14 protein-coding genes and 4 rRNA genes are annotated in these 23692 nt (G+C 42.4%); 11 read left to right on the top strand and 7 right to left on the bottom strand.

From position 1 onward, the window contains the following. Positions 1-46 precede the first annotated feature (46 nt). A complete protein-coding gene (locus BG00_RS00620) occupies positions 47-1357 on the bottom strand; it encodes a M20 metallopeptidase family protein (RefSeq protein WP_036979857.1) in 1311 nt (436 codons plus the stop codon). Between the two features lie 109 nt (positions 1358-1466). Here BG00_RS00620 and BG00_RS00615 point away from each other — a divergent pair, with 109 nt between their 5' ends. The 6 genes from BG00_RS00615 to glsB all read left to right on the top strand — a co-directional run bounded on the left by BG00_RS00615 (position 1467) and on the right by glsB (position 9990). Next, entirely contained in the window at positions 1467-2324 is an 858-nt protein-coding gene (locus tag BG00_RS00615) for a tetratricopeptide repeat protein (protein ID WP_036979855.1), read from the top strand. Between the two features lie 644 nt (positions 2325-2968). Further along, positions 2969-4502 (top strand): 16S ribosomal RNA (locus BG00_RS00610). Positions 4503-4797: 295 nt separating this feature from the next. After that, positions 4798-7683 (top strand): 23S ribosomal RNA (locus tag BG00_RS00605). Positions 7684-7878: 195 nt separating this feature from the next. Further along, a 5S ribosomal RNA gene (gene rrf / locus BG00_RS00600) occupies positions 7879-7993 on the top strand. 64 nt (positions 7994-8057) lie between these two features. Further along, a 5S ribosomal RNA gene (gene rrf / locus BG00_RS00595) occupies positions 8058-8172 on the top strand. Together the 16S, 23S and 5S rRNA genes form the textbook arrangement of a ribosomal RNA operon. 894 nt (positions 8173-9066) lie before the next feature. Then, the gene (gene glsB, locus BG00_RS00590; RefSeq protein WP_036979853.1) at positions 9067-9990 is read left to right on the top strand and encodes a glutaminase B; all 924 of its coding nucleotides are present in this window, start codon (positions 9067-9069) and stop codon (positions 9988-9990) included. A 22-nt stretch (positions 9991-10012) separates the two neighbouring features. Here glsB and BG00_RS00585 read toward each other — a convergent pair whose 3' ends face one another. Then, positions 10013-11317, bottom strand: coding sequence for an inosine/guanosine kinase (locus BG00_RS00585; RefSeq protein ID WP_036979850.1), 1305 nt, complete (start codon positions 11315-11317; stop codon positions 10013-10015). A gap of 177 nt (positions 11318-11494) precedes the next feature. On the opposite strand from BG00_RS00585, the gene tadA reads away from it, so the two are divergent. Further along, positions 11495-12001, top strand: coding sequence for a tRNA adenosine(34) deaminase TadA (gene tadA / locus BG00_RS00580; RefSeq protein WP_036979847.1), 507 nt, complete (start codon positions 11495-11497; stop codon positions 11999-12001). On the opposite strand, the gene BG00_RS17750 is transcribed toward tadA, so the two are convergent. Further along, complete coding sequence (locus BG00_RS17750; RefSeq protein ID WP_008468235.1) at positions 11998-12168, bottom strand: hypothetical protein; 171 nt, start codon at positions 12166-12168, stop codon at positions 11998-12000. The two genes, tadA and BG00_RS17750, sit on opposite strands and share 4 nt — an antisense overlap. Positions 12169-12274: 106 nt before the next feature. After that, positions 12275-13738, bottom strand: a complete 1464-nt coding sequence (gene mltF / locus BG00_RS00575; RefSeq protein WP_036979844.1) for a membrane-bound lytic murein transglycosylase MltF — start codon at positions 13736-13738, stop codon at positions 12275-12277. 211 nt (positions 13739-13949) lie between these two features. On the opposite strand from mltF, the gene purL reads away from it, so the two are divergent. The 4 genes from purL (at position 13950) to BG00_RS00555 (ending at position 20976) form a co-directional block, all read left to right on the top strand. Next, entirely contained in the window at positions 13950-17840 is a 3891-nt protein-coding gene (gene purL, locus BG00_RS00570) for a phosphoribosylformylglycinamidine synthase (RefSeq protein WP_036979842.1), read from the top strand. 174 nt (positions 17841-18014) lie between these two features. Further along, positions 18015-20456 (top strand): intermembrane phospholipid transport YdbH family protein, encoded by a 2442-nt coding sequence (locus BG00_RS00565; protein ID WP_036979840.1) that lies wholly within the window; start codon positions 18015-18017, stop codon positions 20454-20456. Then, a complete protein-coding gene (locus BG00_RS00560) occupies positions 20449-20631 on the top strand; it encodes a YnbE family lipoprotein (protein WP_036979837.1) in 183 nt (60 codons plus the stop codon). Before BG00_RS00565 ends, BG00_RS00560 begins: the two co-directional genes overlap by 8 nt. A gap of 9 nt (positions 20632-20640) precedes the next feature. Then, a complete protein-coding gene (locus BG00_RS00555) occupies positions 20641-20976 on the top strand; it encodes a YdbL family probable chaperone protein (RefSeq protein WP_008115577.1) in 336 nt (111 codons plus the stop codon). 54 nt (positions 20977-21030) lie between these two features. Here the strand turns inward: BG00_RS00555 and BG00_RS00550 are convergent, their stop codons facing one another. From BG00_RS00550 to BG00_RS00540, 3 genes are all read right to left on the bottom strand, one after another. After that, on the bottom strand, positions 21031-22233 hold the full coding sequence (locus BG00_RS00550) for an IS256 family transposase (RefSeq protein ID WP_036979834.1): 1203 nt from the start codon (positions 22231-22233) through the stop codon (positions 21031-21033). A gap of 109 nt (positions 22234-22342) precedes the next feature. Beyond that, on the bottom strand, positions 22343-23188 hold the full coding sequence (locus BG00_RS00545; protein ID WP_250653896.1) for an IS3 family transposase: 846 nt from the start codon (positions 23186-23188) through the stop codon (positions 22343-22345). Beyond that, entirely contained in the window at positions 23185-23685 is a 501-nt protein-coding gene (locus BG00_RS00540; protein ID WP_036979831.1) for a transposase, read from the bottom strand. Before BG00_RS00540 ends, BG00_RS00545 begins: the two co-directional genes overlap by 4 nt. Between the last annotated feature and the right edge of the window lie 7 nt (positions 23686-23692).

The raw sequence follows: 23692 nt of genomic DNA, 5'->3' as shown, positions 1-23692 counted from the left end.
AGCCCTACGGTAAATTAATCGCAGGGCTTACATATAGCGTTGAAGGTTACTGATTGAATAGTGCCACAGCGGCGTTACTCATAGCCTTTATTCCTGTAGGCAGTGCTACTTTATAATCAGGCGCAAATTTACTTGAATGTAACGAGGGCAGTGTTTCGTTATTTTTTATTGCCTTGGCGTACTGTTGTTGGTTAACGCCACCTAGCCAAAATAAGGTGATAGGAATATTTTCGTCGGTGCGCCCGTATAATCCAAAGTCTTCACCGGCCATTACCGCTTCTGTTTCGAGCACGTTTACATCACCTATCGCACTTTTTATAGCGTTTCGAACAAGATTAGTTTGTACTGGATTATTATAAGTTGATGGAATTGATTCATCTTCATGAACTTTCACTACAGGGTAAAGAGATTCCTCGAGGCCTGCGCTTTGTGCTATACCTGCAGTAATACGTTTAATTGCCGCTATTTGTGCGTTACGTACATCTGGATTGTAGCTGCGTAGCGTAAGTTGCAACTTAACTTCATCAGAAATAACATTGTGTTTAGAGCCACCATGAATGGAACCCACCGTTATCACTGAAGGTTCAAGTGGAGAAAGCTCTCGACTAGTAATTGTTTGTAGTGCAAGTATTGTTCGAGCTGCGATGATCACAGGGTCAATAGTTGTATGCGGGTAAGCACCGTGGCCACCTTTTCCTTTTATACTAATATCGACAGAATCAACACTGGCCATGGTGTATTCATTTTTCATTGCCACTTTACCCGCAGCAACATTAGCGCTTACATGCAAAGCAATAATATGATCAGGTTTAGCGTATTTGCTAAATAATCCTTCCTTGAGCATTGCTTTTGCACCACCGCCTACTTCTTCAGCGGGTTGAGCAACCATCATTAAAGTACCTTGCCACTGATTTTTATGCATAATTAATTGCTCTGCAGTGCCAATAAAAGAGCTCATATGAATATCATGACCACAGCCATGCATAACGCCAACTTCACTACCTTGATCATTAATTGTGGTAATAGTTGATGCGTAAGTTTTGCCTGTTTGCTCTGTTATAGGCAGGCCATCAGTATCAGTTCTGATCATGACGGTAGGGCCTTGACCATTTTTGTAAATTCCGACTACACCATAACCACCTATATTATCGGTTACGTCAAACCCTAATTTCTGAAGTCGTTCAGCGATTTTTTTACCTGTTTGCTTTTCCTTATATGACAATTCAGGTGATTGATGTAGGTCTAAGTAAAGTTTTTCTATTGCCGGCATGCTGGTATCAAGATCCAACTTAAGTGCTTGCGCATTCAATAATGGGCTGACTAATAAACACAATGCACTTACATACGCTAATTTCATATTTCCCTCACTACCTTCAATTGTATTTAAATGATTTAAACAGGTGACTTGTAATTATTATCTTCATCACCATATAAAAACCTAAATAGATGAACATGGCAATAATTCAATGAGTAATATAGTTAGTCTTAACGCACAAAACCTTCAGCAAGTATTGGGTGAAACATCACAACAAAAGTTAGTACTACTTAACTTTTTTTCTCCACAAAGCCCAGAGTGTATTAGCCAAGCAGCTATTTTAGATAAGTTAGCTGCTGAATACAGCAACTATATAGTAGTCGCAAACTTAGACTGCGATGCAGAGCAGGCACTTGCCTCTCAACTTGCCCAACAAGTTGGATTGCAAACCTTACCTACTTTAGTGTTATTAAAAGACTCAGCTCCAGTTGATGTATTAGCGGGTGCTCAAACAGAAAGCCAAGTTCGTGATGCATTATCTAAACATTTACCTGCGCAACAAGACCTTTTATTAGAGCAAGCCAAGCAAGCACTTATTAATAGTGATTTAAATGCCGCGTTTAATCATGCTAAGCAAGCGTATGAATTAGATAGTCGTAATGCGAGAATTAAATTAGTGCTTGCAGATATATGTATACAGATTCACAAACTAGATGAAGCCGCTGCGTTAATAGAAACAATAGATGTAAAAGAGCAAGATGCATACTTTAATAATATTAAGGCAAAATGTGAGGCCGCATTAGAGGCAACCGATTCACCTGAAATAAAAGCATTGCAAGAAAGAGTAGCCAAGCATCCCAATGAGCTTGAATTACAAATGGAACTTAGTAACCTACTCAATGAAGCAGGAAGGAAAGAAGAAGCATTAGAAGCACTCTTTACTATCCTTAAAAAAGATCTTAACTATGATGAAGCCAAACCAAACTTCTTAGCAATAATCGCCTCTTTACCTGACGGCGATGCATTAGCCGCTAAATATCGCCGCAAGCTCTATAGTATTTTATATTAACGGCTAATTAGAACCTTTATAAAAGCATCTAACTAAAGATGCTTTTTTGTTTTCTACATTTAAAAAGAGGATAAATGCAGGGTTATCCACAGGGTTTTGTGGGTAACGTGTGTGTCTAGGTGGGGTATCTTTGGGGTAACAATTAAATGCAAAAAAGCCTTTAAAAACGCTTGCGTTAAAATCGATTCTCCCTATAATGCGACCTCACTGAGACGGGGAACGCCAACGCATAGCGAAGCAGGAGCTGCTCAGAAAGTCGAGTAAAACTTGAGTTTAGATTTTTGATAAAGTTTAAAATTAAGTGTTGACAAAAAAATAGGAAAGCGTAATATGCGCAGCCCTAGCGAGATAAAGTTAAACGCTTTAATCGCAACCGGGTAACCGGTATAGCTCTTTAACAATATAAAGCAATCATCTGTGTGGGCACTCGTACAGATTGAGTTCTAACAGCCAAGCTACTTCGTTCTTTATTGAGCAAGTAACAAGGCAAACAAATTTAGAGTCTCAATGTGATTTCTCGAAAGAGAAACTGAGTGACCAACAGAATAGTTACTTTTAGTAATTATTCAGCACAGTCAATTCAATATCGAAAGATATTAAATAAATTCAGAATTCATTGAGCTGTCGAAAGACATAAAACTTTTTAATTGAAGAGTTTGATCATGGCTCAGATTGAACGCTGGCGGCAGGCCTAACACATGCAAGTCGAGCGGTAACATTTCTAGCTTGCTAGAAGATGACGAGCGGCGGACGGGTGAGTAATGCTTGGGAACATGCCTTTAGGTGGGGGACAACAGTTGGAAACGACTGCTAATACCGCATAATGTCTACGGACCAAAGGGGGCTTCGGCTCTCGCCTTTAGATTGGCCCAAGTGGGATTAGCTAGTTGGTGAGGTAATGGCTCACCAAGGCGACGATCCCTAGCTGGTTTGAGAGGATGATCAGCCACACTGGGACTGAGACACGGCCCAGACTCCTACGGGAGGCAGCAGTGGGGAATATTGCACAATGGGCGCAAGCCTGATGCAGCCATGCCGCGTGTGTGAAGAAGGCCTTCGGGTTGTAAAGCACTTTCAGTCAGGAGGAAAGGTTAGTAGTTAATACCTGCTAGCTGTGACGTTACTGACAGAAGAAGCACCGGCTAACTCCGTGCCAGCAGCCGCGGTAATACGGAGGGTGCGAGCGTTAATCGGAATTACTGGGCGTAAAGCGTACGCAGGCGGTTTGTTAAGCGAGATGTGAAAGCCCCGGGCTCAACCTGGGAACTGCATTTCGAACTGGCAAACTAGAGTGTGATAGAGGGTGGTAGAATTTCAGGTGTAGCGGTGAAATGCGTAGAGATCTGAAGGAATACCGATGGCGAAGGCAGCCACCTGGGTCAACACTGACGCTCATGTACGAAAGCGTGGGGAGCAAACAGGATTAGATACCCTGGTAGTCCACGCCGTAAACGATGTCTACTAGAAGCTCGGAACCTCGGTTCTGTTTTTCAAAGCTAACGCATTAAGTAGACCGCCTGGGGAGTACGGCCGCAAGGTTAAAACTCAAATGAATTGACGGGGGCCCGCACAAGCGGTGGAGCATGTGGTTTAATTCGATGCAACGCGAAGAACCTTACCTACACTTGACATACAGAGAACTTACCAGAGATGGTTTGGTGCCTTCGGGAACTCTGATACAGGTGCTGCATGGCTGTCGTCAGCTCGTGTTGTGAGATGTTGGGTTAAGTCCCGCAACGAGCGCAACCCCTATCCTTAGTTGCTAGCAGGTAATGCTGAGAACTCTAAGGAGACTGCCGGTGATAAACCGGAGGAAGGTGGGGACGACGTCAAGTCATCATGGCCCTTACGTGTAGGGCTACACACGTGCTACAATGGCGCATACAGAGTGCTGCGAACTCGCGAGAGTAAGCGAATCACTTAAAGTGCGTCGTAGTCCGGATTGGAGTCTGCAACTCGACTCCATGAAGTCGGAATCGCTAGTAATCGCGTATCAGAATGACGCGGTGAATACGTTCCCGGGCCTTGTACACACCGCCCGTCACACCATGGGAGTGGGTTGCTCCAGAAGTAGATAGTCTAACCCTCGGGAGGACGTTTACCACGGAGTGATTCATGACTGGGGTGAAGTCGTAACAAGGTAGCCCTAGGGGAACCTGGGGCTGGATCACCTCCTTATACGATTTAGAACTTATTTGTTCGTAGTGTCCACACAGATGATTGTTAGTTAGTTTTACCCTCTGGGTTAACTAATTAATATGCTCTTTAAAAATTTGGAAAAGCTGATAATAAAATTCGTATGAATAACATTGTTATTTGTACAGAGTTTTCAAAAGTAAAAAAGAATGATAGCAGTATCATTCAGTGCCATTTAATGAACGTTTCGTTTGTTGATTGGTATCTACTTTAGTATTCAATATTAACTTCTGGCGAAGTTAAACTGTCACGAAACAAAGACCCGTTTGGGTTGTATGGTTAAGTGACTAAGCGTACACGGTGGATGCCTTGGCAGTTGGAGGCGATGAAGGACGTATTAACTTGCGATAAGCCTAGTCAAGCTAGTAAAAAGCGCTTGAGACTAGGATTTCCGAATGGGGAAACCCACCTGCTTGCAGGTATCGTTAACTGAATACATAGGTTAACGAGGCGAACGCGGAGAACTGAAACATCTAAGTACCCGTAGGAAAAGAAATCAACCGAGATTCCGAGAGTAGCGGCGAGCGAAATCGGAACAGCCCTTAAGCTTATTATGTGTTAATGGAAGGCTCTGGAAAGTGCCACGATACAGGGTGATAGTCCCGTACATGAAAACGCATTTTAAGTGAAATCGAGTAGGTCGGAGCACGTGAAACTTTGACTGAATATAGGTGGACCATCATCTAAGGCTAAATACTCCCAACTGACCGATAGTGAACCAGTACCGTGAGGGAAAGGCGAAAAGAACCCCTGTGAGGGGAGTGAAATAGAACCTGAAACCGTGTACGTACAAGCAGTAGGAGCCCACTTGTTCTGTGACTGCGTACCTTTTGTATAATGGGTCAGCGACTTATATTTTGTAGCGAGGTTAACCGATTAGGGTAGCCGTAGGGAAACCGAGTCTTAACTGGGCGAATAGTTGCAAGGTATAGACCCGAAACCCGGTGATCTAGCCATGGGCAGGTTGAAGGTTGAGTAACATCAACTGGAGGACCGAACCCACTAACGTTGAAAAGTTAGGGGATGACCTGTGGTTAGGAGTGAAAGGCTAATCAAACCGGGAGATAGCTGGTTCTCCCCGAAATCTATTTAGGTAGAGCCTCGGACGAATACTTACGGGGGTAGAGCACTGTTAAGGCTAGGGGGTCATCCCGACTTACCAACCCTTTGCAAACTCCGAATACCGTAAAGTACTATCCGGGAGACACACGGCGGGTGCTAACGTCCGTCGTGAAGAGGGAAACAACCCAGACCGCCAGCTAAGGTCCCAAAGTCATAGTTAAGTGGGAAACGATGTGGAAAGGCCCAGACAGCCAGGAGGTTGGCTTAGAAGCAGCCATCCTTTAAAGAAAGCGTAATAGCTCACTGGTCGAGTCGGTCTGCGCGGAAGATGTAACGGGGCTAAACTATGCACCGAAGCTGCGGATTCAAACTTTGTTTGAGTGGTAGGGGAGCGTTCTGTAAGCCGTTGAAGGTGTGCCGGGAGGCATGCTGGAGGTATCAGAAGTGCGAATGCTGACATGAGTAACGATAATGCGGGTGAAAAACCCGCACGCCGGAAGACCAAGGGTTCCTATCCCATGTTAATCAGGGTAGGGTAAGTCGACCCCTAAGGCGAGGCCGAAAGGCGTAGTCGATGGGAAACGGATTAATATTTCCGTACTTGGTATAATTGCGATGGGGGGACGGAGCAGGCTAAGCAAGCATGGCGATGGTAGTCCATGTGAAAGTGTGTAGGCTAGTGACTTAGGTAAATCCGGGTTGCTGTTAGGCTGAGACACGAGACGAGTCACCAAGGTGATGAAGTTGCTGATGCCATACTTCCAGGAAAAGCCTCTAAGCTTCAGATTATACCGAATCGTACCCCAAACCGACACAGGTGGTCAGGTAGAGAATACTAAGGCGCTTGAGAGAACTCGGGTGAAGGAACTAGGCAAAATCGTACCGTAACTTCGGGAGAAGGTACGCTCCTATCTGTGATGAGACTTGCTCTCTAAGCGGACGGGAGCCGCAGTGACCAGGTGGCTGGGACTGTTTATTAAAAACACAGCACTGTGCAAAATCGCAAGATGACGTATACGGTGTGACACCTGCCCGGTGCCGGAAGGTTAATTGATGGGGTTATCTTCGGAGAAGCTCTTGATCGAAGCCCCGGTAAACGGCGGCCGTAACTATAACGGTCCTAAGGTAGCGAAATTCCTTGTCGGGTAAGTTCCGACCTGCACGAATGGTGTAACCATGGCCACGCTGTCTCCACCCGAGACTCAGTGAAATTGAAATCGCAGTGAAGATGCTGTGTACCCGCGGCTAGACGGAAAGACCCCGTGAACCTTTACTACAGCTTGGCACTGAACATTGAACCTACATGTGTAGGATAGGTGGGAGACTTAGAAGCAGAGACGCTAGTTTTTGTGGAGTCGTCCTTGAAATACCACCCTTGTAGTTTTGATGTTCTAACGTTGGCCCCTGAATCGGGGTTACGGACAGTGCCTGGTGGGTAGTTTGACTGGGGCGGTCTCCTCCCAAAGAGTAACGGAGGAGCACGAAGGTTGGCTAAGTACGGTCGGACATCGTACGGTTAGTGTAATGGTAGAAGCCAGCTTAACTGCGAGACAGACACGTCGAGCAGGTACGAAAGTAGGTCATAGTGATCCGGTGGTTCTGAATGGAAGGGCCATCGCTCAACGGATAAAAGGTACTCCGGGGATAACAGGCTGATACCGCCCAAGAGTTCATATCGACGGCGGTGTTTGGCACCTCGATGTCGGCTCATCACATCCTGGGGCTGAAGTCGGTCCCAAGGGTATGGCTGTTCGCCATTTAAAGTGGTACGCGAGCTGGGTTTAGAACGTCGTGAGACAGTTCGGTCCCTATCTGCCGTGGGCGTTTGAGAATTGAGAGGGGTTGCTCCTAGTACGAGAGGACCGGAGTGAACGAACCGCTGGTGTTCGGGTTGTCATGCCAATGGCATTGCCCGGTAGCTACGTTCGGAACTGATAAGCGCTGAAAGCATCTAAGCGCGAAGCAGGCCTCGAGATGAGTTCTCACTAGACTTTTAAAGTCTCTGAAGGGCCGTTGAAGACGACAACGTTGATAGGCAAGATGTGGAAGTGGTGTGAGCCATTAAGCTAACTTGTACTAATTACCCGTGAGGCTTAACCATACAACGCCAAACGCGTTTTATGCGACAGTTTAAGCAAGAAGTTAATATAACTAAAGTAGATTACTGAAAACTTTTATTATCAGAATTCCAAATTTATGAGGTGACTCTTAGCGCGTAGCGTTAACATTGAGGCACCTTGCGCAAAGGAAATGTAAGCACTACGTGCTTTGTCATTAATCCTTTGCACCATATTTGCTTGGTGACAATAGCGTTTTGGACCCACCTGACCCCATGCCGAACTCAGTAGTGAAACGAAACAGCGCCGATGATAGTGTAGCATTTGCTATGTGAAAGTAGGACATTACCAGGCTCCAAATTTAGTCGAAAGACTTTAAATTTAAAAATAAATAATAAGAAAATTAAAAAAGAATTTTCTTGGTGACAATAGCGTTTTGGACCCACCTGACCCCATGCCGAACTCAGTAGTGAAACGAAACAGCGCCGATGATAGTGTAGCATTTGCTATGTGAAAGTAGGACATTACCAGGATCTAATTAAAGAAACCCGTTACAGCAATGTAACGGGTTTTTTGTTGTCTAAGATAAAGTAAAACATCAAGCCAAGACTGTATATGGAACTTAGTAGTGGCCGCTCTTGCATATCCTGTGCTCCATGGCATTCATATTCCTAAACAGCTCGAAGGCGAGCCCCGCACAAGGCCACTGTCGCATTTGCTATGTGACTTTCTACTGCTGTGGGCACCATGACATTACCACGATCCAATTAAAGAAGCCCGTTACAGCGATGTGACGGGTTTTTTGCTGCCTGGGATTTAATAAATAGCCAAGAGCCCATGCCGAACTCAGTGGTGGACTTTCTCGTACATCCTGTGCTCCACGGCATTCGTATTCCTAAACAGCTCGAAGGCAAGCCCCGCACAAGGCCACTGTCGCATTTGCTATGTGACTTTCTACTGCTGTGGGCACCATGACATTACCAAGATCCAATTAAAGAAGCCCGTTACAGCAATGTAACGGGTTTTTTGTTGTCTGAGATAAAGTAAAACATCAAGCCAAGACTGTATATGGAACTTAGTAGTGGCCGCTCTTGCATATCCTGTGCTCCATGGCATTCGTATTCCTATACATCAAACAAAACAGCTTGGATCTAAACAAAAAAGTGGGATGTTTTATTGTATTGTCGCTATAAATTAGCGCACTGGCTTCAAATAACAGAACCACGTTACAGCAAAATACTGTTTTTTATTGTTTTAAATTTAAAGATAAATTACTTAATATCTTAAAAAATAGACTGTCCGCTAATCTCATCATGTATATGCTTCCTATCAGATTACTAATAACTTATAGACTTAACATTCTCATGCAGTTATAGATCCTACGTGTTAAAATTTGATTTTAACTTTGCATATTATTGAGGTGTCTATTGCCAACCAGTGATTATCAACGAGTGCTAAATGAGATAACTCAAGAGGTTAAACCTTTATTGAGCCAAGGTAAGGTTGCTGATTATATCCCTGCTCTTGCTGAAGTTGATCTTGAGCAGTTTTCTATTGCCATTTACACCACTGAGGGGGAGATATTTTGCGCGGGTGATTGCGAACAACGTTTTACTATTCAATCAGTTTCTAAAGTAATGACTCTGACATTAGCGCTGCAACGTTATGGCGATGAATTATGGAGTAGAGTGGGTAAAGAGCCCTCAGGAACAGCGTTTAATTCACTGACACAGCTTGAGTTTGAAAAAGGTATACCACGCAACCCGTTCATTAATGCGGGAGCGATTGTTACCTGTGATGCTTTGTATAGTCGTTTATCAGCTCCAATGCACTCTATGCTTGAAACATTTCGCGATTTATCAGGTAATCGAAGTATCGTAATTGATAAGCAAGTGGCTAACTCAGAATATGAGTTTCGGCATAGAAATGCGGCAATGGCACATTTAATGAAATCATTCGGTAACTTTGAGAATGAAGTAGATGATGTCCTTTGGTCGTATTTTAATTTTTGTGCCATAGAACTTAATTGTATTGAACTTGCCAAGGCGTACAATTTTTTAGCCAATAAAGGGATAGATTACAGCTCGAATAAACGAGTACTTTCTAGTCGTCAAAACAAGCAACTAAATTCGTTGTTGTTTACCAGTGGGTTATATGACGCAGCAGGTGACTTTGGTTATCGTGTTGGTATGCCAGGTAAATCGGGTGTTTCTGGAACAATATTAGCGGTGTTACCGAATAGATTTACAGTGGCAGTCTATTCACCAGGATTAAACTCTTTTGGTAACTCAGTGGCGGGAATAGCAGCATTAGAGCTGCTATCTAAAAAGCTTGATATATCGATATTTTAGCTTTGTTTAGCGTAACGGGATCTTATTGATCCCAATACACTTGTTCTAAACAATCTTCGCGCTCAGGCAAACCACGAGATAAGCGAGGAGAGTGCTGTACAAGCACTTCAAAGCTTGCACGGTTAGCATATTTGCTAATTTGTGCGAGAGAAGAGTAGGTAATGGCTTGTTGCTGATGCTTTGCTGAATTAGCAACATTCAACTTATGATAAACATTCGCTGATAAGTCATGTAATACAGCGGCTAAAGCACAATCACCAGCGCCGTTGGTATTTTTAATCGAGTCAGGCCCGCCCATAAACGGAGCAGTATGACTATATGCCTTTATTGGGTTTTCACAGTCAACTTTACGCATTGCACGTGAAAACTCATAACGATTAAAATCAGGGATAGCACCAGGCAAAAGTGGATACTCTGTTTCGCGTTTGAAACTGTCATCAACAAAACCGGCCATAAATAAGCCTTTTTCACCGGCAGTACAAATTACTAAATCAACCCAGTCTAATGCTTTGTCGGCAGCTAGTAATGGATCTTCAAATCCAGTAATTGCTTGGCCTTCTTCTTCGTTCATAGCAAGGATATCAACATGCTTTTCTACAAAGTTAGCCCACCATGTCGGATCCTGCTCGATAAGAAACTTAGTACCGAGTGTTAATACAACCGGTACATCTGCATCGTTAGCATACTTGATTGCTTGCATGGTCGCTTCGGTCATGGTTTCATCGCCTTGAGTACGCATTAAATAAGCACTGATGACTAATGCTGATGAGCCTTCGATTAGCTCTTTATCAATTGACTCAGGCTTTAGGTAATTCATCAGACCAGCACTAATGGCAAAGGTGCGTTCACCCGTTTCATCAATCAATGTGAAACAGCGGCCTATAGGACCATCTACAGGCTGTAAGTAGTCTAAGTCTACGCGACTTGAGTTATTACATAAAAAGCGATAAGCATAACTGCCTATTTTTATGTTTTCACTCATTACACCTAATAGCACCGAACGGTCATCAGCAAGTACGGAATAGTTGTGCATCGTGTTGCCAACGGTTCCGCCTGCGAATTCGTAATCGACCATGTCGTTTAGTTTTAAGCGATCGTATAAAGCATTGGTGATGTCATTATCTATAACTTGCGACATCCCTCGGCGCAATTGAAATTCATCGAGAAAAGCTTGGTCAACCTTAGCTTCTATATCAACAACGATTTGATCGATCCCCGTAATATAGCTGCGGTGTAATCGCTCAGTGGCGTTAAGTTGATTGGTCAGTGGATCTTTGGCTTCCACTGGAAAATAATGTTTATGCCTGCGGCGTCCAGGAAATTTCATTTGCTACCCGTGTTGTGAGCTAAATAAAAAAAGCGTGAGATTATAGCGTAAATCCTGCCTTATGAGCCATGACAAACCACTTAAATTTGTTTTATTTTTGCAATAAAGTGATCAATGACGCATTTTATTGCGCTAAGTTGGTATAATTACGGCATAAAAAATAGTTAAGTAATAATAATGATAGAGCCATTTGACGACCAATATTGGATGGAACAAGCGCTTGTGTATGCAAAACAAGCGGAGCAGCTAGATGAGATCCCGGTAGGGGCTATAATTGTTAAAGATAATCAGCTTATTAGCGCAGGCTATAATCGCTCAATTACTGATAATGACCCGTCGGCTCATGCTGAGATGATAGCGGTACGTGAAGCCGGAAAAGCACTTAATAATTACCGCTTAATTGACTGTACTCTTTACGTCACGCTAGAGCCATGCTCTATGTGCGCAGGTTTATTAGTACATAGCCGAATTAAACGCTTAGTATTTGGTGCAGCCGATGCTAAAACGGGTTCTGCTGGTTCAATTATGAACCTTTTACAAGAACCTCGTTTAAACCATCAGGTAGAAATAACGGGTGGGGTATTAGAAACACAATGTGCAGAGACTATTTCTAGTTTTTTTAAGCGTCGCCGAGCACAAATAAAGGCGGCAAAGCAGGCCGCTCGTAATAGTAACAGCGATTAGTCAGCTGCTGCTATTAAGGCGTCTAATTCAGCCATTTGCTGCATAGCAAACATGCGGCGGCGCCAAATTATTTTTTTATGTAAATTTCTTAACATCACTCGACGACGAGTGGCGGTTGAGTGCTTTATACAACGTTTAAGTTGATGTGTACGTCTACGTTTAAGCATGACTTATCCTTATGTGCTTGGTAATGACACAAAATTTTATACAATTAAGCCAGATTATTGAATAATTGATTACAAGTAAACAACTATTTGATTTTCTGATGTTAAGTTAATTACTAAGCAGCGTATTTATTTTTTCCTCAGCGGAATTATTTGTACGTTGCTCTGAATCATCTGGTTTAACGATTTTATCTTCTGTTTCATTTGTTGAGGTAATCGGCGCCATTGCATTATTTTCATCAAGCCAAACAAGCGCATCGTAATAGCGGCGTATATTATCAACGTAAGTCACAGCTACATCACCGCGAGCATAGCCATAACGGGTATTACGATAGTGACGTTTTTTTACTAACAATGGTAAGCGCTTTTTAACGTCAGCCCATTTATCAGGGCTAGCTCCCTGTTGCTCGGTAATAATACGGGCATCGTTAACGTGTCCCCAACCTACATTATAGGCGGCAAGTGCAAGCCAAGTACGATCCGGTTGAGGGATTCGATCCGGGACGCGTTTAATTAATTTTGCTAAGTATTGTGCACCACCGCGTATATTTTGCTCTGGTTCTAAGCGGTTTGTTACACCGACTTGTTTTGCTGTGCGTCTTGTTAGCATCATAATACCACGCACACCGGTTGGTGACTTAGCACGCGGGTTCCACATCGACTCTTGATAACTTAATGCCGCCAGTAAGCGCCAATCTAGGCTACCTGCATATTGCATAAACCAAGGTTGATATTTAGGCAGTGTTTCTTTAATTGCATCTATATAGGCCAAGGTATTAACGTAATTAAACTGGCGGACATGACCGAAGTATTTTTCTTCGAGCACATAAAGTTGATTATTTTGTTTTGCTTCACCAAAAAAGGGGACTAATAATGCGTATAGGGAATCATCATTCGACTTTCTTAGTATCCATGCAATTGAATCATTTCGGGTAACTGAAAAGCCAATACTTAAATTAGGGTGATAGCGACGAAATAGCGCTAAAGTATGAGAATCCGCTAAGGTGTAATCTATTTCCCCATCAATAACTGCTTGCAGTAATTCTTCTTCATCAAACTCTTCGGTTTCATTCCAGCTTAAGTTTGGGCTGGTTTGTTGAATGTCTTCTAATGTTAATGAATGGCTACTTTTAGCGATAACGGTGAAGTTTCCGGTTAAATCATCAAAATCACGAGGGCGTTCACGGCCTTGTTTAAAGACTAATTTTTGACTAATTGTTCTGTATGTAGGGCCATAGCGATAGCGCTCAGCACGTACTTTATTGTAGGTAAGCCCTGAGGCAATTAAATCGAGGTCACCACTGTCTAAGCGCGCAAACATTTCGGATAAATTAAAAAAGGGTACAATTTCAAGCTCTACCCCTAAGTAGTCTGCAAACGCTTGAGAGAGCTCAAATTCAAATCCTTGCTCCCCTTGAACGGCTTGATAGTAATTACTTGCACTGGCAAGTGTACCAATACGAATTTTGTTTTCAGATTTGATTTGGGCAAGCTGTGTTGATTGCTCTTGTGTATTACATGCACACAAAAGTATGACTAACGTAATGATTGTTATTAGCTTTATCTTCAACATATTCGCCTCTTTAGCATCGTATCTCCTGTTATAACAAAACTTACTGATTACGTCACTTGTCGTTTAATCGCAGTGAGTAAAAAATAGGTGTAAACAAAAAGAAAAAGTTAATTTAATGAAAAGCGCATTTTTGAGTTAAATCTGAGAGTAATTTGGACTATAATACGCGCCTAAAATATCGTTCAATCCCTAACCCCGGGTGAAATTACTTATGTTGATCCTTCGTGGTGCACCAGCACTTTCAGAGTTCAGAGTTAATAAAATTTTAGCGCGTTGCCAACAATCGCAACTTCCTGTCACCAATGTATATGCCGAATACGCTCACTTTGCCGATTTAACATCGCCATTAAACACTGATGAGCACACCAAACTTGAAAAGTTATTAACCTACGGCCCAACAATTGCTGAGCATGCGCCAGCAGGTCAGTTGGTATTAGTAACGCCTCGCCCTGGTACAATCTCGCCATGGGCTTCAAAAGCGACAGATATCGCTCATAACTGTGGGCTTAAACAAGTTCATCGCGTAGAGCGCGGTATTGCTTACTATATTGAAGGTGATTTAAGTGCAGAACAGTTAGCACAAGTTGCAGCACTTCTTCATGACCGCATGACTGAAGCTACTCACAGTAAATTAGAAGATGCCGCGCAGTTATTTCGCAGCGATGCACCTCGTCCAATGTCATCAGTTGATATTTTAGGTGGCGGCCGTGAAGCATTAGCCGCAGCAAATATAGAGCAAGGGTTTGCGCTTGCTGATGATGAAATTGATTATTTAGTTGAAAACTTTATTAAGTTAGGGCGTAACCCTAACGATATTGAACTGTTTATGTTTGCTCAAGCGAACTCAGAGCATTGTCGTCATAAAATATTTAATGCTGATTGGACTATCGATGGCATTGAACAACCAAAGTCGTTGTTCAAAATGATTAAAAACACCTTTGAGCATAATCCTGAGAATGTATTATCTGCCTATAAAGATAATGCGGCCGTAATGAAAGGCTCAAAGGCGGGTCGCTTCTTCCCGAATGCACAAGGTGAATATGCGTATCACCAAGAAGACATTGAAATTTTAATGAAGGTTGAAACCCATAACCACCCAACGGCTATTGCTCCTTTCTCTGGTGCGGCAACAGGATCGGGCGGTGAGATTCGCGATGAGGGCGCAACTGGTCGTGGTTCAAAACCAAAAGCGGGTTTAGTGGGCTTTACTGTATCTAATTTACGTATTCCTGGTTTTGAACAACCTTGGGAAAGTGATTTTGGTAAACCAGGCCGTATTGTTAATGCCCTAGATATTATGACTGAAGGCCCATTAGGTGGTGCTGCGTTTAATAACGAGTTTGGACGTCCTAATTTATTAGGTTATTTCCGTACTTACGAAGAAAAAGTGACCAGTCACAATGGTGAAGAGGTGCGTGGTTACCACAAGCCAATTATGCTTGCCGGTGGTTTAGGTAATATCCGTGCTGATCATGTTCAGAAAGGCGATATTCCAGTTGGTGCAAAACTCATTGCACTAGGCGGCCCTGCAATGAACATTGGCTTAGGCGGTGGCGCTGCATCAAGTATGGCGTCGGGTCAATCAAATGAAGATTTAGATTTTGCCTCTGTACAGCGTGAAAACCCAGAAATGGAACGTCGTTGCCAAGAAGTCATCGACAAGTGTTGGCAGCTAGGTGATGCAAATCCAATTGCGTTTATTCATGATGTGGGTGCAGGTGGTTTATCTAACGCATTCCCTGAACTTGTTAGTGACGGTGGACGTGGCGGTAAATTTCAGCTTCGCAATATCCCAAATGATGAACCGGGCATGGCACCACACGAAATTTGGTGTAATGAATCGCAAGAGCGCTATGTACTCGCTGTTGCTGTTGAAGATTTTGATCGTTTTGAAGCTATTTGTAAGCGTGAAAGAGCGCAATATGCGGTCATTGGTGAAGCAACTGCAGAGCCTCATTTAACGGTGGCTGATAGTCACTTTGAAAATAATCCTGTTGATTTACCGCTCGATGTTTTATTAGGGAAAGCACCTAAAATGCATCGTGATGTAACATCACAACAAGTGTTAGGTAAAGCACTCGACGTTGAAAATATCAGTGCTGCTGATGCTGCAGAACGTTTATTACGTTTACCAACCATTGCTGAAAAAACCTTCCTCATTACTATTGGCGATCGCTCGGTAACAGGTTTAGTAGCACGCGATCAAATGGTAGGCCCATGGCAAGTACCAGTAGCTAACTGTGCAGTAACCGCAGCAACGTATGACACTTACCACGGTGAAGCAATGTCACTGGGTGAACGTACGCCTGCAGCACTACTTAACTATGGCGCTTCAGCGCGTTTAGCCGTGGCAGAATCGTTAACGAATATTGCCTGTGCAAACATTGGCTCTCTTGAAAATATTAAGTTATCTGCAAACTGGATGGCCGCAGCGGGACACCCAGGAGAAGATGCCGGTTTATACGAAGCAGTAAAAGCGGTGGGTGAAGAGTTATGTCCGGCACTTGGGTTAACAATTCCTGTAGGTAAAGATTCTATGTCGATGAAAACGACATGGAAGAACGAAGATGATGCTACAGAGCAATCTGTAACATCCCCGTTATCGCTTATTATCACTGCGTTTGGTCGTGTTGAAGACGTACGTAAAACAGTGACCCCACAGTTACGAACAGATAAAGGCGATACATCGCTTATTTTAGTTGACTTAGGCGCGGGCAAAAACCGACTGGGCGCATCAAGCCTTGCTCAGGTTTATAAGCAATTAGGTGATACAACACCTGATGTAGATAGCCCAGAGCTACTAAAAGGTTTTTACAACGCAATGCAAGCGCTAGTCGCTGATAGCAAGTTGCTTGCGTACCATGACCGTTCAGACGGTGGCTTATTTACCACTATCGCTGAAATGGCGTTTACCGGTCACACCGGTGTTACCGTTGATTTAGCGACTTTGACCGGCTCTGATATTGAAGCGCTTTATAACGAAGAGCTAGGTGCTGTAATTCAAGTAGCGAATAGCGATTTAGAGGCTGTAAATGCGGTATTTGAGCAGCATGGAGTTGCCGCAATTAGTCATGTGATTGGCTCGCTAAATAACGACGATAACATAGTGTTTAATCGTGGTGAGCAAACAGTACTTAATCATACTCGTACTGAACTTCGTACAATTTGGGCCGAAACAACGTATCAAATGCAAGCGCGTCGTGATAACCCAGATTGTGCTAAGCAAGAGTTTGACGCTAAGTTTGACGCAAAAGATCCTGGCTTAAATGTAAAACTTAACTTTGATTTAAATGAAGATGTTGCAGCTCCATATATTGCAACTGGTGCTAAACCGCAAATGGCTATTTTACGTGAGCAAGGTGTAAACTCTCATTTAGAAATGGCAGCTGCATTTAACCGTGCGGGCTTTGCAGCGGTTGATGTGCACATGAGCGACATTTTAGAAGGTCGTTTAACACTTGAACAGTTCAAAGGTTTAGTGGCGTGTGGTGGTTTCTCTTACGGTGATGTGCTTGGTGCGGGTGAAGGTTGGGCTAAGTCAATATTGTTTAATGACATGGCACGCGATCAATTCCAAAGTTTCTTCCACCGTGAAGACACCTTTAGCTTAGGGGTATGTAACGGTTGTCAAATGCTATCAACATTAAAAGAGTTGATCCCAGGTACTGAGCATTGGCCACGCTTTGTAACGAACAAGTCAGAGCGTTTTGAAGCACGCTTTAGCTTAGTTGAAATACAAGAGAATCCATCGGTATTCTTTAATGGTATGGCGGGCTCGCGGATGCCAATTGCGGTATCTCATGGTGAAGGCCATGCAGAGTTTGCAAACGAAGCAGCAACAAAAGCAGCACTTGCAAGTGGTACTGTAGCGGTTAAATTTGTTGATAACTATGGCAACCCTACAACGCAATACCCAGCGAACCCGAACGGCTCGCCAGAAGGTATCACCGGTATTACATCAACAGATGGTCGTGCAACTGTAATGATGCCACATCCAGAGCGTGTATTTCGTACTGTTGCTAACTCTTGGCACCCAGATGAGTGGAAAGAGGATAGCCCATGGATGCGTATGTTCCGTAATGCGCGTAAAAATGTAGGTTAATATACACACTAGATTCATGATCTGGATGTAAAATAAAAAAGGCTGCCTTGTGCAGCCTTTTTTGTTTAGACTGTTCAAGGTTCAAGGTTCAAGGTTCAAGGTTCAAGGTTCAAGGTTCAAGGTTCAAGGTTCAAGGTTCAAGGTTCAAGGTTCAAGGTTCAAATTAAGGATAGTATGATCAAACGCATCGCATGGGGAATCGTGTTTTTATTTCTGAGTGTTTTAACACTGGGTTATGTATTTCGTATGCCTATAACTCAATGGGCTATAGCGTCATCTTTGAGCCAATCTGGTGTTGAACTACATTGTTTAGATTGGTCACTAAACTCAAATATTAGCTTAGACGTAAACCGATTATGTTTGGCTTACCAAGGCCATCAAATTGAGCTTGGTGGCATTGTGGCTGATACAAAAAAAATAACAGTTGGCCGCGCTAATCTTCGTTTAAATGATAGCGAGAGTGTCTCAGCAAGTAATAATTCCTTCAAAAAGCTGGCACTTAATTTACCCAAGCAACGGCCTAAAATTGATATCAAAAGATTGTTAATTACCCACCCACAACTTCATGATGAACTAGTTTTTAGCATTGGTGAAGAGAAGTTAAATACATTTGTGATTTCAGGTGATGCAATTGCCGAGATAACAGTCAGCAATCATAAAGTTACTGGTCATTTTAAGGTAGCTGATGGAATATTAACAAAGATAAAGCCGATGCCCGCGCTTTCACTAAACAGTGAGCATGATTTCATCTTCGATGGGTTATCCGTTGATATAAAATCAAACATAGATGCTGATTTTACACAGCAGTTTAGTAAATGCCCAGTAACGCTAAATGCTTTTGGTAATATGAATATGTACTATCATTTTAACGATAAAAAAGCTTTGTTAAATGCACAGCAATTAAGCGGTTTGGTAACGTTTGATAGCGATTGTTTGGCGCTTATAAACAATCAATCACAGCGTGAATTTATAGCCAAGCAGCTGCCGTTAAAGTGGCAATTGATGCTCAGTGATACGGTAAAGTTTGAAAACGGACAACTTGTTATACCGTCAATGCTATTAAACACTAAAAATAGTCAAACGAAGCTCAGCCTGAAAAACCTAGCAATTAATGTTCAGCAACCGTTAGAGTATGCTAAAGGCAATATTAAGTTATTGTTTATCAGCGAAGGTATTAAGCATATAGAAATAGAGGCAGCTTTAAATAATTTGGCTGTAGATGGCAACTACCAATTAAACGTCGATGAGCTGCCAGACTTTTTACCCGCATCAGCTAAAAAGGTAGCAAGCACTGGCCTATTTCAAATAGAGAATGTTTTACAGCGTCAGCAAAATGCAAAAATAACTAGCGAGATGACTTTTGCTGAGCTTAGTTTTGATAAATTAACAGTAAAGGGCTACAAGGCGCAGTTTAGTGCTGAGCTTGATGATAAACAAAATATCAACGCTAGCCTAAATAGCCAATTACGCTCAGTGGCTTATGAGCAATACCAAGTGCGTGGTGTAAATAATCAATTATCAGCATTTTCTAGTTTGGCTGTTGGCGAATTATTTGTCGATTTAAACAGTGAAACTAAACTTACCCAACTTAACAGTGACTTTTTAAACCTAAGTAATATTCGCATAAGCTCTAAAGGCTTGCAAAGTCGGGCGCTTCAAGCCTCACATCATGTATTTATTGATGGTATTGAATTGGTAGCCAGTCACCACATATCTGCTGTGGAGCATCCATTTGAGATAACAGTTGCAGAGCAAGCCGTGACTAAACTTAACCCTGTTTTACAGCAGTTTGAACCATTAGCCACGCTGACCGACGGTAGCTTTAATGGGGTTGTTCGCGGAGATGTTAATTTACAGCAGGCTGAGTTTACATTTCAAGTAGAACAGGTAAGTGGCTTATACAACGATTATTTAGCTAAGCATTTTAGTAGCCGCTTAACGGGCTCTTATAATTCAGGGCAGCTTAATGTGGGTCCTACTACATTTGAATTAAATGAGCTACGAGCAGGTGCTGTTGTGAGTAACATTGTCGGTAATTTTAGTGTTGAGAACTCTATTGCTCGCGCTGAAAGAATAACGGCAGATGTACTGGGTGGTCGTTTTGCTTTGGATAGCTACAAAGTGACGGAAAAAGCGCAGCGTTCATTGGCCACATTTGAAAATATTGATGCGAGTAAACTTATTACCTTAGATGATAAATCAGGCATTACACTAACAGGTCGAGTGAATGGCCGCTTACCCGTTTACATAGATCAACAAGGTATTTCGGTAAAATCCGGTGAGTTATCTAACCAAGGGACAGGTAAGCTAGTTATTACTGATAATGCTGCTTTTGATGCAGTTAAAGCTCAGCAACAAGAGCTGGGCCCGATTTTAAGCTTATTAGAGGATTTAGACATTCAGAGCTTAAACAGTAGTGTTGACTTAAAGCCTGACGGTTGGCTTTATTTAGGTGTAAACTTAAAGGGATACAATAAGGAACAGGCGCAGCAAGTTAACTTTAATTACAACCATGAAGAAAATGTTTTTACACTCTTAAGAGCATTGCGCTTAAGTGATGAAATTACTCAAAAAGTTGAACAAGAGTATTCAACAAAAGGAACTAAAAATGACTAAATGGCTGATAATACTTACAGCACTGGGGTTGCTTAGTGCATGTACGCACCGCGTTGAAGTGGCAGCGAAAGAGCCTATCACCATTAATTTAAATGTGAAGGTTGATCATGAAATTCGCGTAAAGGTTGATAAAGAGCTAGATGATTTATTTGGCGATGACAGTGAGTTATTCTAAGGAGCAATTATGAGTTTATTAAAAAATAAAAAGTTAAACGTGATCACACTTTTAAGTGCCGCTTTATTGTCATTTTCTGCTTGGGCAATCAGTTTAGATGATGCTAAAAACCAAGGGCTTGTGGGTGAAGATAGCTCAGGTTATTTAGGTTTGGTTGTACAAAATGCAGAGGCTAAAGCGGTTGTTGATGAAATTAACGCAAAGCGCAAAGCACAATATTTAAAACTTGCGAAAAAGAACAACTTGTCACTTGCTCAAGTAGAAGCACTAGCGGCGGCAAAAACCATTGAAAAAACCCAAGCAGGGCATTTCGTTGAAGTTAATGGTGAGTGGGTTAAAAAATAACTCTGTGCATTATTAAAAACGAGGGCGTTCAGAATTCTGTGTCAGCCTAAATTGCTAAATATCTATCACGCCATCTAACCTACCTTCGAAGTGAATGGCTAATTGCGACAATGTCAGGTTCCAACTGTGGATTGGCATTGTCCATTTCTTCGAGGCGTTCAATATGCCTGCATACAATAATTTCATCAAGCTATTTTCATTCGGGAATGCGCCTTTAGTCTTGGTCAATTTCCTAAACTGGCGGTGAACCGCCTCGATAGCATTGGTGGTATAAATGGCTTTTCGCACGTAATCTGGGTACTTGAAGTAAACCGACAGGTTCGTCCATTTACGACGCCAAGAGTCGATAACAATGGGATATAGCTTGCCCCATTTATCATCTAGCTCATCCAGTGCTGCTTCTGCGGCATCTTTAGTTGCTGCACGATAAACGGGTTTTAAGTCAGCCATAAAGGCTTTTTGGTGCTTAGAGGCTACGTACTTCATCGAGTTACGAATTTGATGAATAACGCACTGTTGAACCTCTGTTTCAGGATAGATAGTGCCAATGGCTTCAGGGAAACCTTTTAGTCCATCAACACAGGCGATTAAAATATCGGATACGCCACGATTATGTAAATCGGTCAGCACTGATAACCAGTAGTTAGCACCTTCGCTTTCTGATACGTAGAGGCCAAGTAATTCTTTACGGCCTTCAATATTAATACCCAGCACAGTATAAACCGCTTTGCTAACGTAGCGACCATTTTCCTTGATTTTATAGTGAATAGCGTCAAGCCAGATAAATGGATACAACGCATCAAGACTGCGAGATTGCCACGCTTTAAGCTCTGGTATTAGCTGGTCAGTCACAGCGGTTATTGTGGCTTCTGATACTTCAATGCCATACATTTCTTGAATGTGACTGCGAATATCACGATAGCTCATGCCTAACGCAAACATAGATAGGACTTTTTGGTCAATTTCTGGCGTTAACTTAGTTTGGTTTTTCTTAACGAGTTGCGGTTCAAAGGAGCCAGCGCGGTCTCTTGGTGTTTCAAGTTCAAATTGACCTACAGATGATTTAACGGTTTTTTTGCTAGTGCCGTTCTTACGGTTTGGTTGCAGATCAGATTCTAGATGCTGCTCTAGCTCTGCTCTGAGTGCAGCTTCAGTTAATTGTTTAATTAGCGGTGTTAAAACACCATCTTCACCAGTTAACCCTTTACCAGATTGAAGTTCAGCTAATGCTTTGTTGAAGTCGAAAGATTGAGTCATGTGTCACTCCTGTTTTCTTAATATTACTGAAATGACACAGATTTCTAAACACTACCTTAAAAACCAAAAACCGAGCTTATGAAGTGACCCCATAAAGTTGGACTCATTTTTAAGCGGCTGCCAAGGCCTGATTTCGATACTGTATCGGACTCAGGCCTTTTAGTTTCAGCTTAATACGCTCGTTGTTGTAATAGTCGATATATTCTTTGATGTTTTCAATAAGCTCATTCACGTCTTTAAACGTTTCGTTGTGGTACATCTCACTCTTCAATATGCCGAAGAAGTTCTCAGCAACCGCATTATCTAAACAATTTCCTTTTCTAGACATACTTTGTTGCAACCCTTTTTCCTTGAGATGATTTTGATATTGTTTGTTTTGATATTGCCACCCTTGATCTGAGTGTACAACTGGCTTTTCATTTGGCTTCAACCTAGCAGTTGCTGTTTTAAGCATGTCAGTTACCAAAGGGAGTGCAACGGATTTTCTGACTTCGTAACTGATTACCTCTTGGTTGAATAGGTCAATCATAGGCGATAGATATACCTTCTCATTATTCACTTTAAACTCTGTCACATCCGTCACCCATTTTTGATTTGGCTTCTGCGCACTAAACTCACGGTTAAGCGTATTTTCTGCGATTTTACCCACTTCACCTTTATAGGATTTATAACGCTTAGGCCTTACTTTTGACTTGAGGCCTAACTCATTCATCAGCCGTTGAACGCGCTTATGATTAACAAGTACCCCCATTGTTCTCAGAGCACTCGTAATTCTGCGATAGCCATATCGTCCTTTATGCGCGTGATAGATATCACGTATTTTTACCAGTAAATCATTGCTTGCACAGGGTTGCTTACAAGTAGTGCGATGATAATAGTAAACACTCTTTGGCAGCCCTGTAGCCTTTAAAAGGTGTCGTAAGCTATGTTTTGCCTTGAACTCTTCGACGACTATCGTCTTGTCTTTGCTTTTTTCTTTCTGGCTTGAGCCAAGGCTTCTAACTTTTTTAGCACATCATTCTCTGCTCGTAAGTATGCTAATTCTTCTCGTAACTCCTCCTCAGTCATTTGCTCTACTGGTTTTGATGAAGAAGAATTATTAGTCATGACTGGCCTACCTTTTATTTGTGGTTTGAGACGTGATATACCATCACGAGCATAAAGCTTTTGCCATTGAAAAAGAATGCCAGGGGACGATAAATCGAAAAAAGCACTGGTATAACCGAGTGACCAACTGTTTGCTGTCATCGTTTTTAACACTTCTACCTTAAATGCTTGAGAATAAGGTTTGTGAACAGACCTGAAGCTTTCAGCGCCATGAATTCGATAAATAGCGGTCCAATATCGGACCTGCCTATCTGTAACATTAAATCTGTTGCTTACTGTCGAAGAGCTTTCAGACAAAGCGAGCTCTGCTATTTTGAGCTTAAAAGCTCGATGATGTTTGGACATAAAAAGA

Source organism: Pseudoalteromonas sp. SCSIO_11900 (assembly GCF_000576475.1).
In the GTDB taxonomy this organism is placed as follows: domain Bacteria; phylum Pseudomonadota; class Gammaproteobacteria; order Enterobacterales; family Alteromonadaceae; genus Pseudoalteromonas; species Pseudoalteromonas tetraodonis.
Note: the sequence above shows the minus strand (reverse complement) of the source record. Positions and strands in the feature narration are given on the sequence as shown.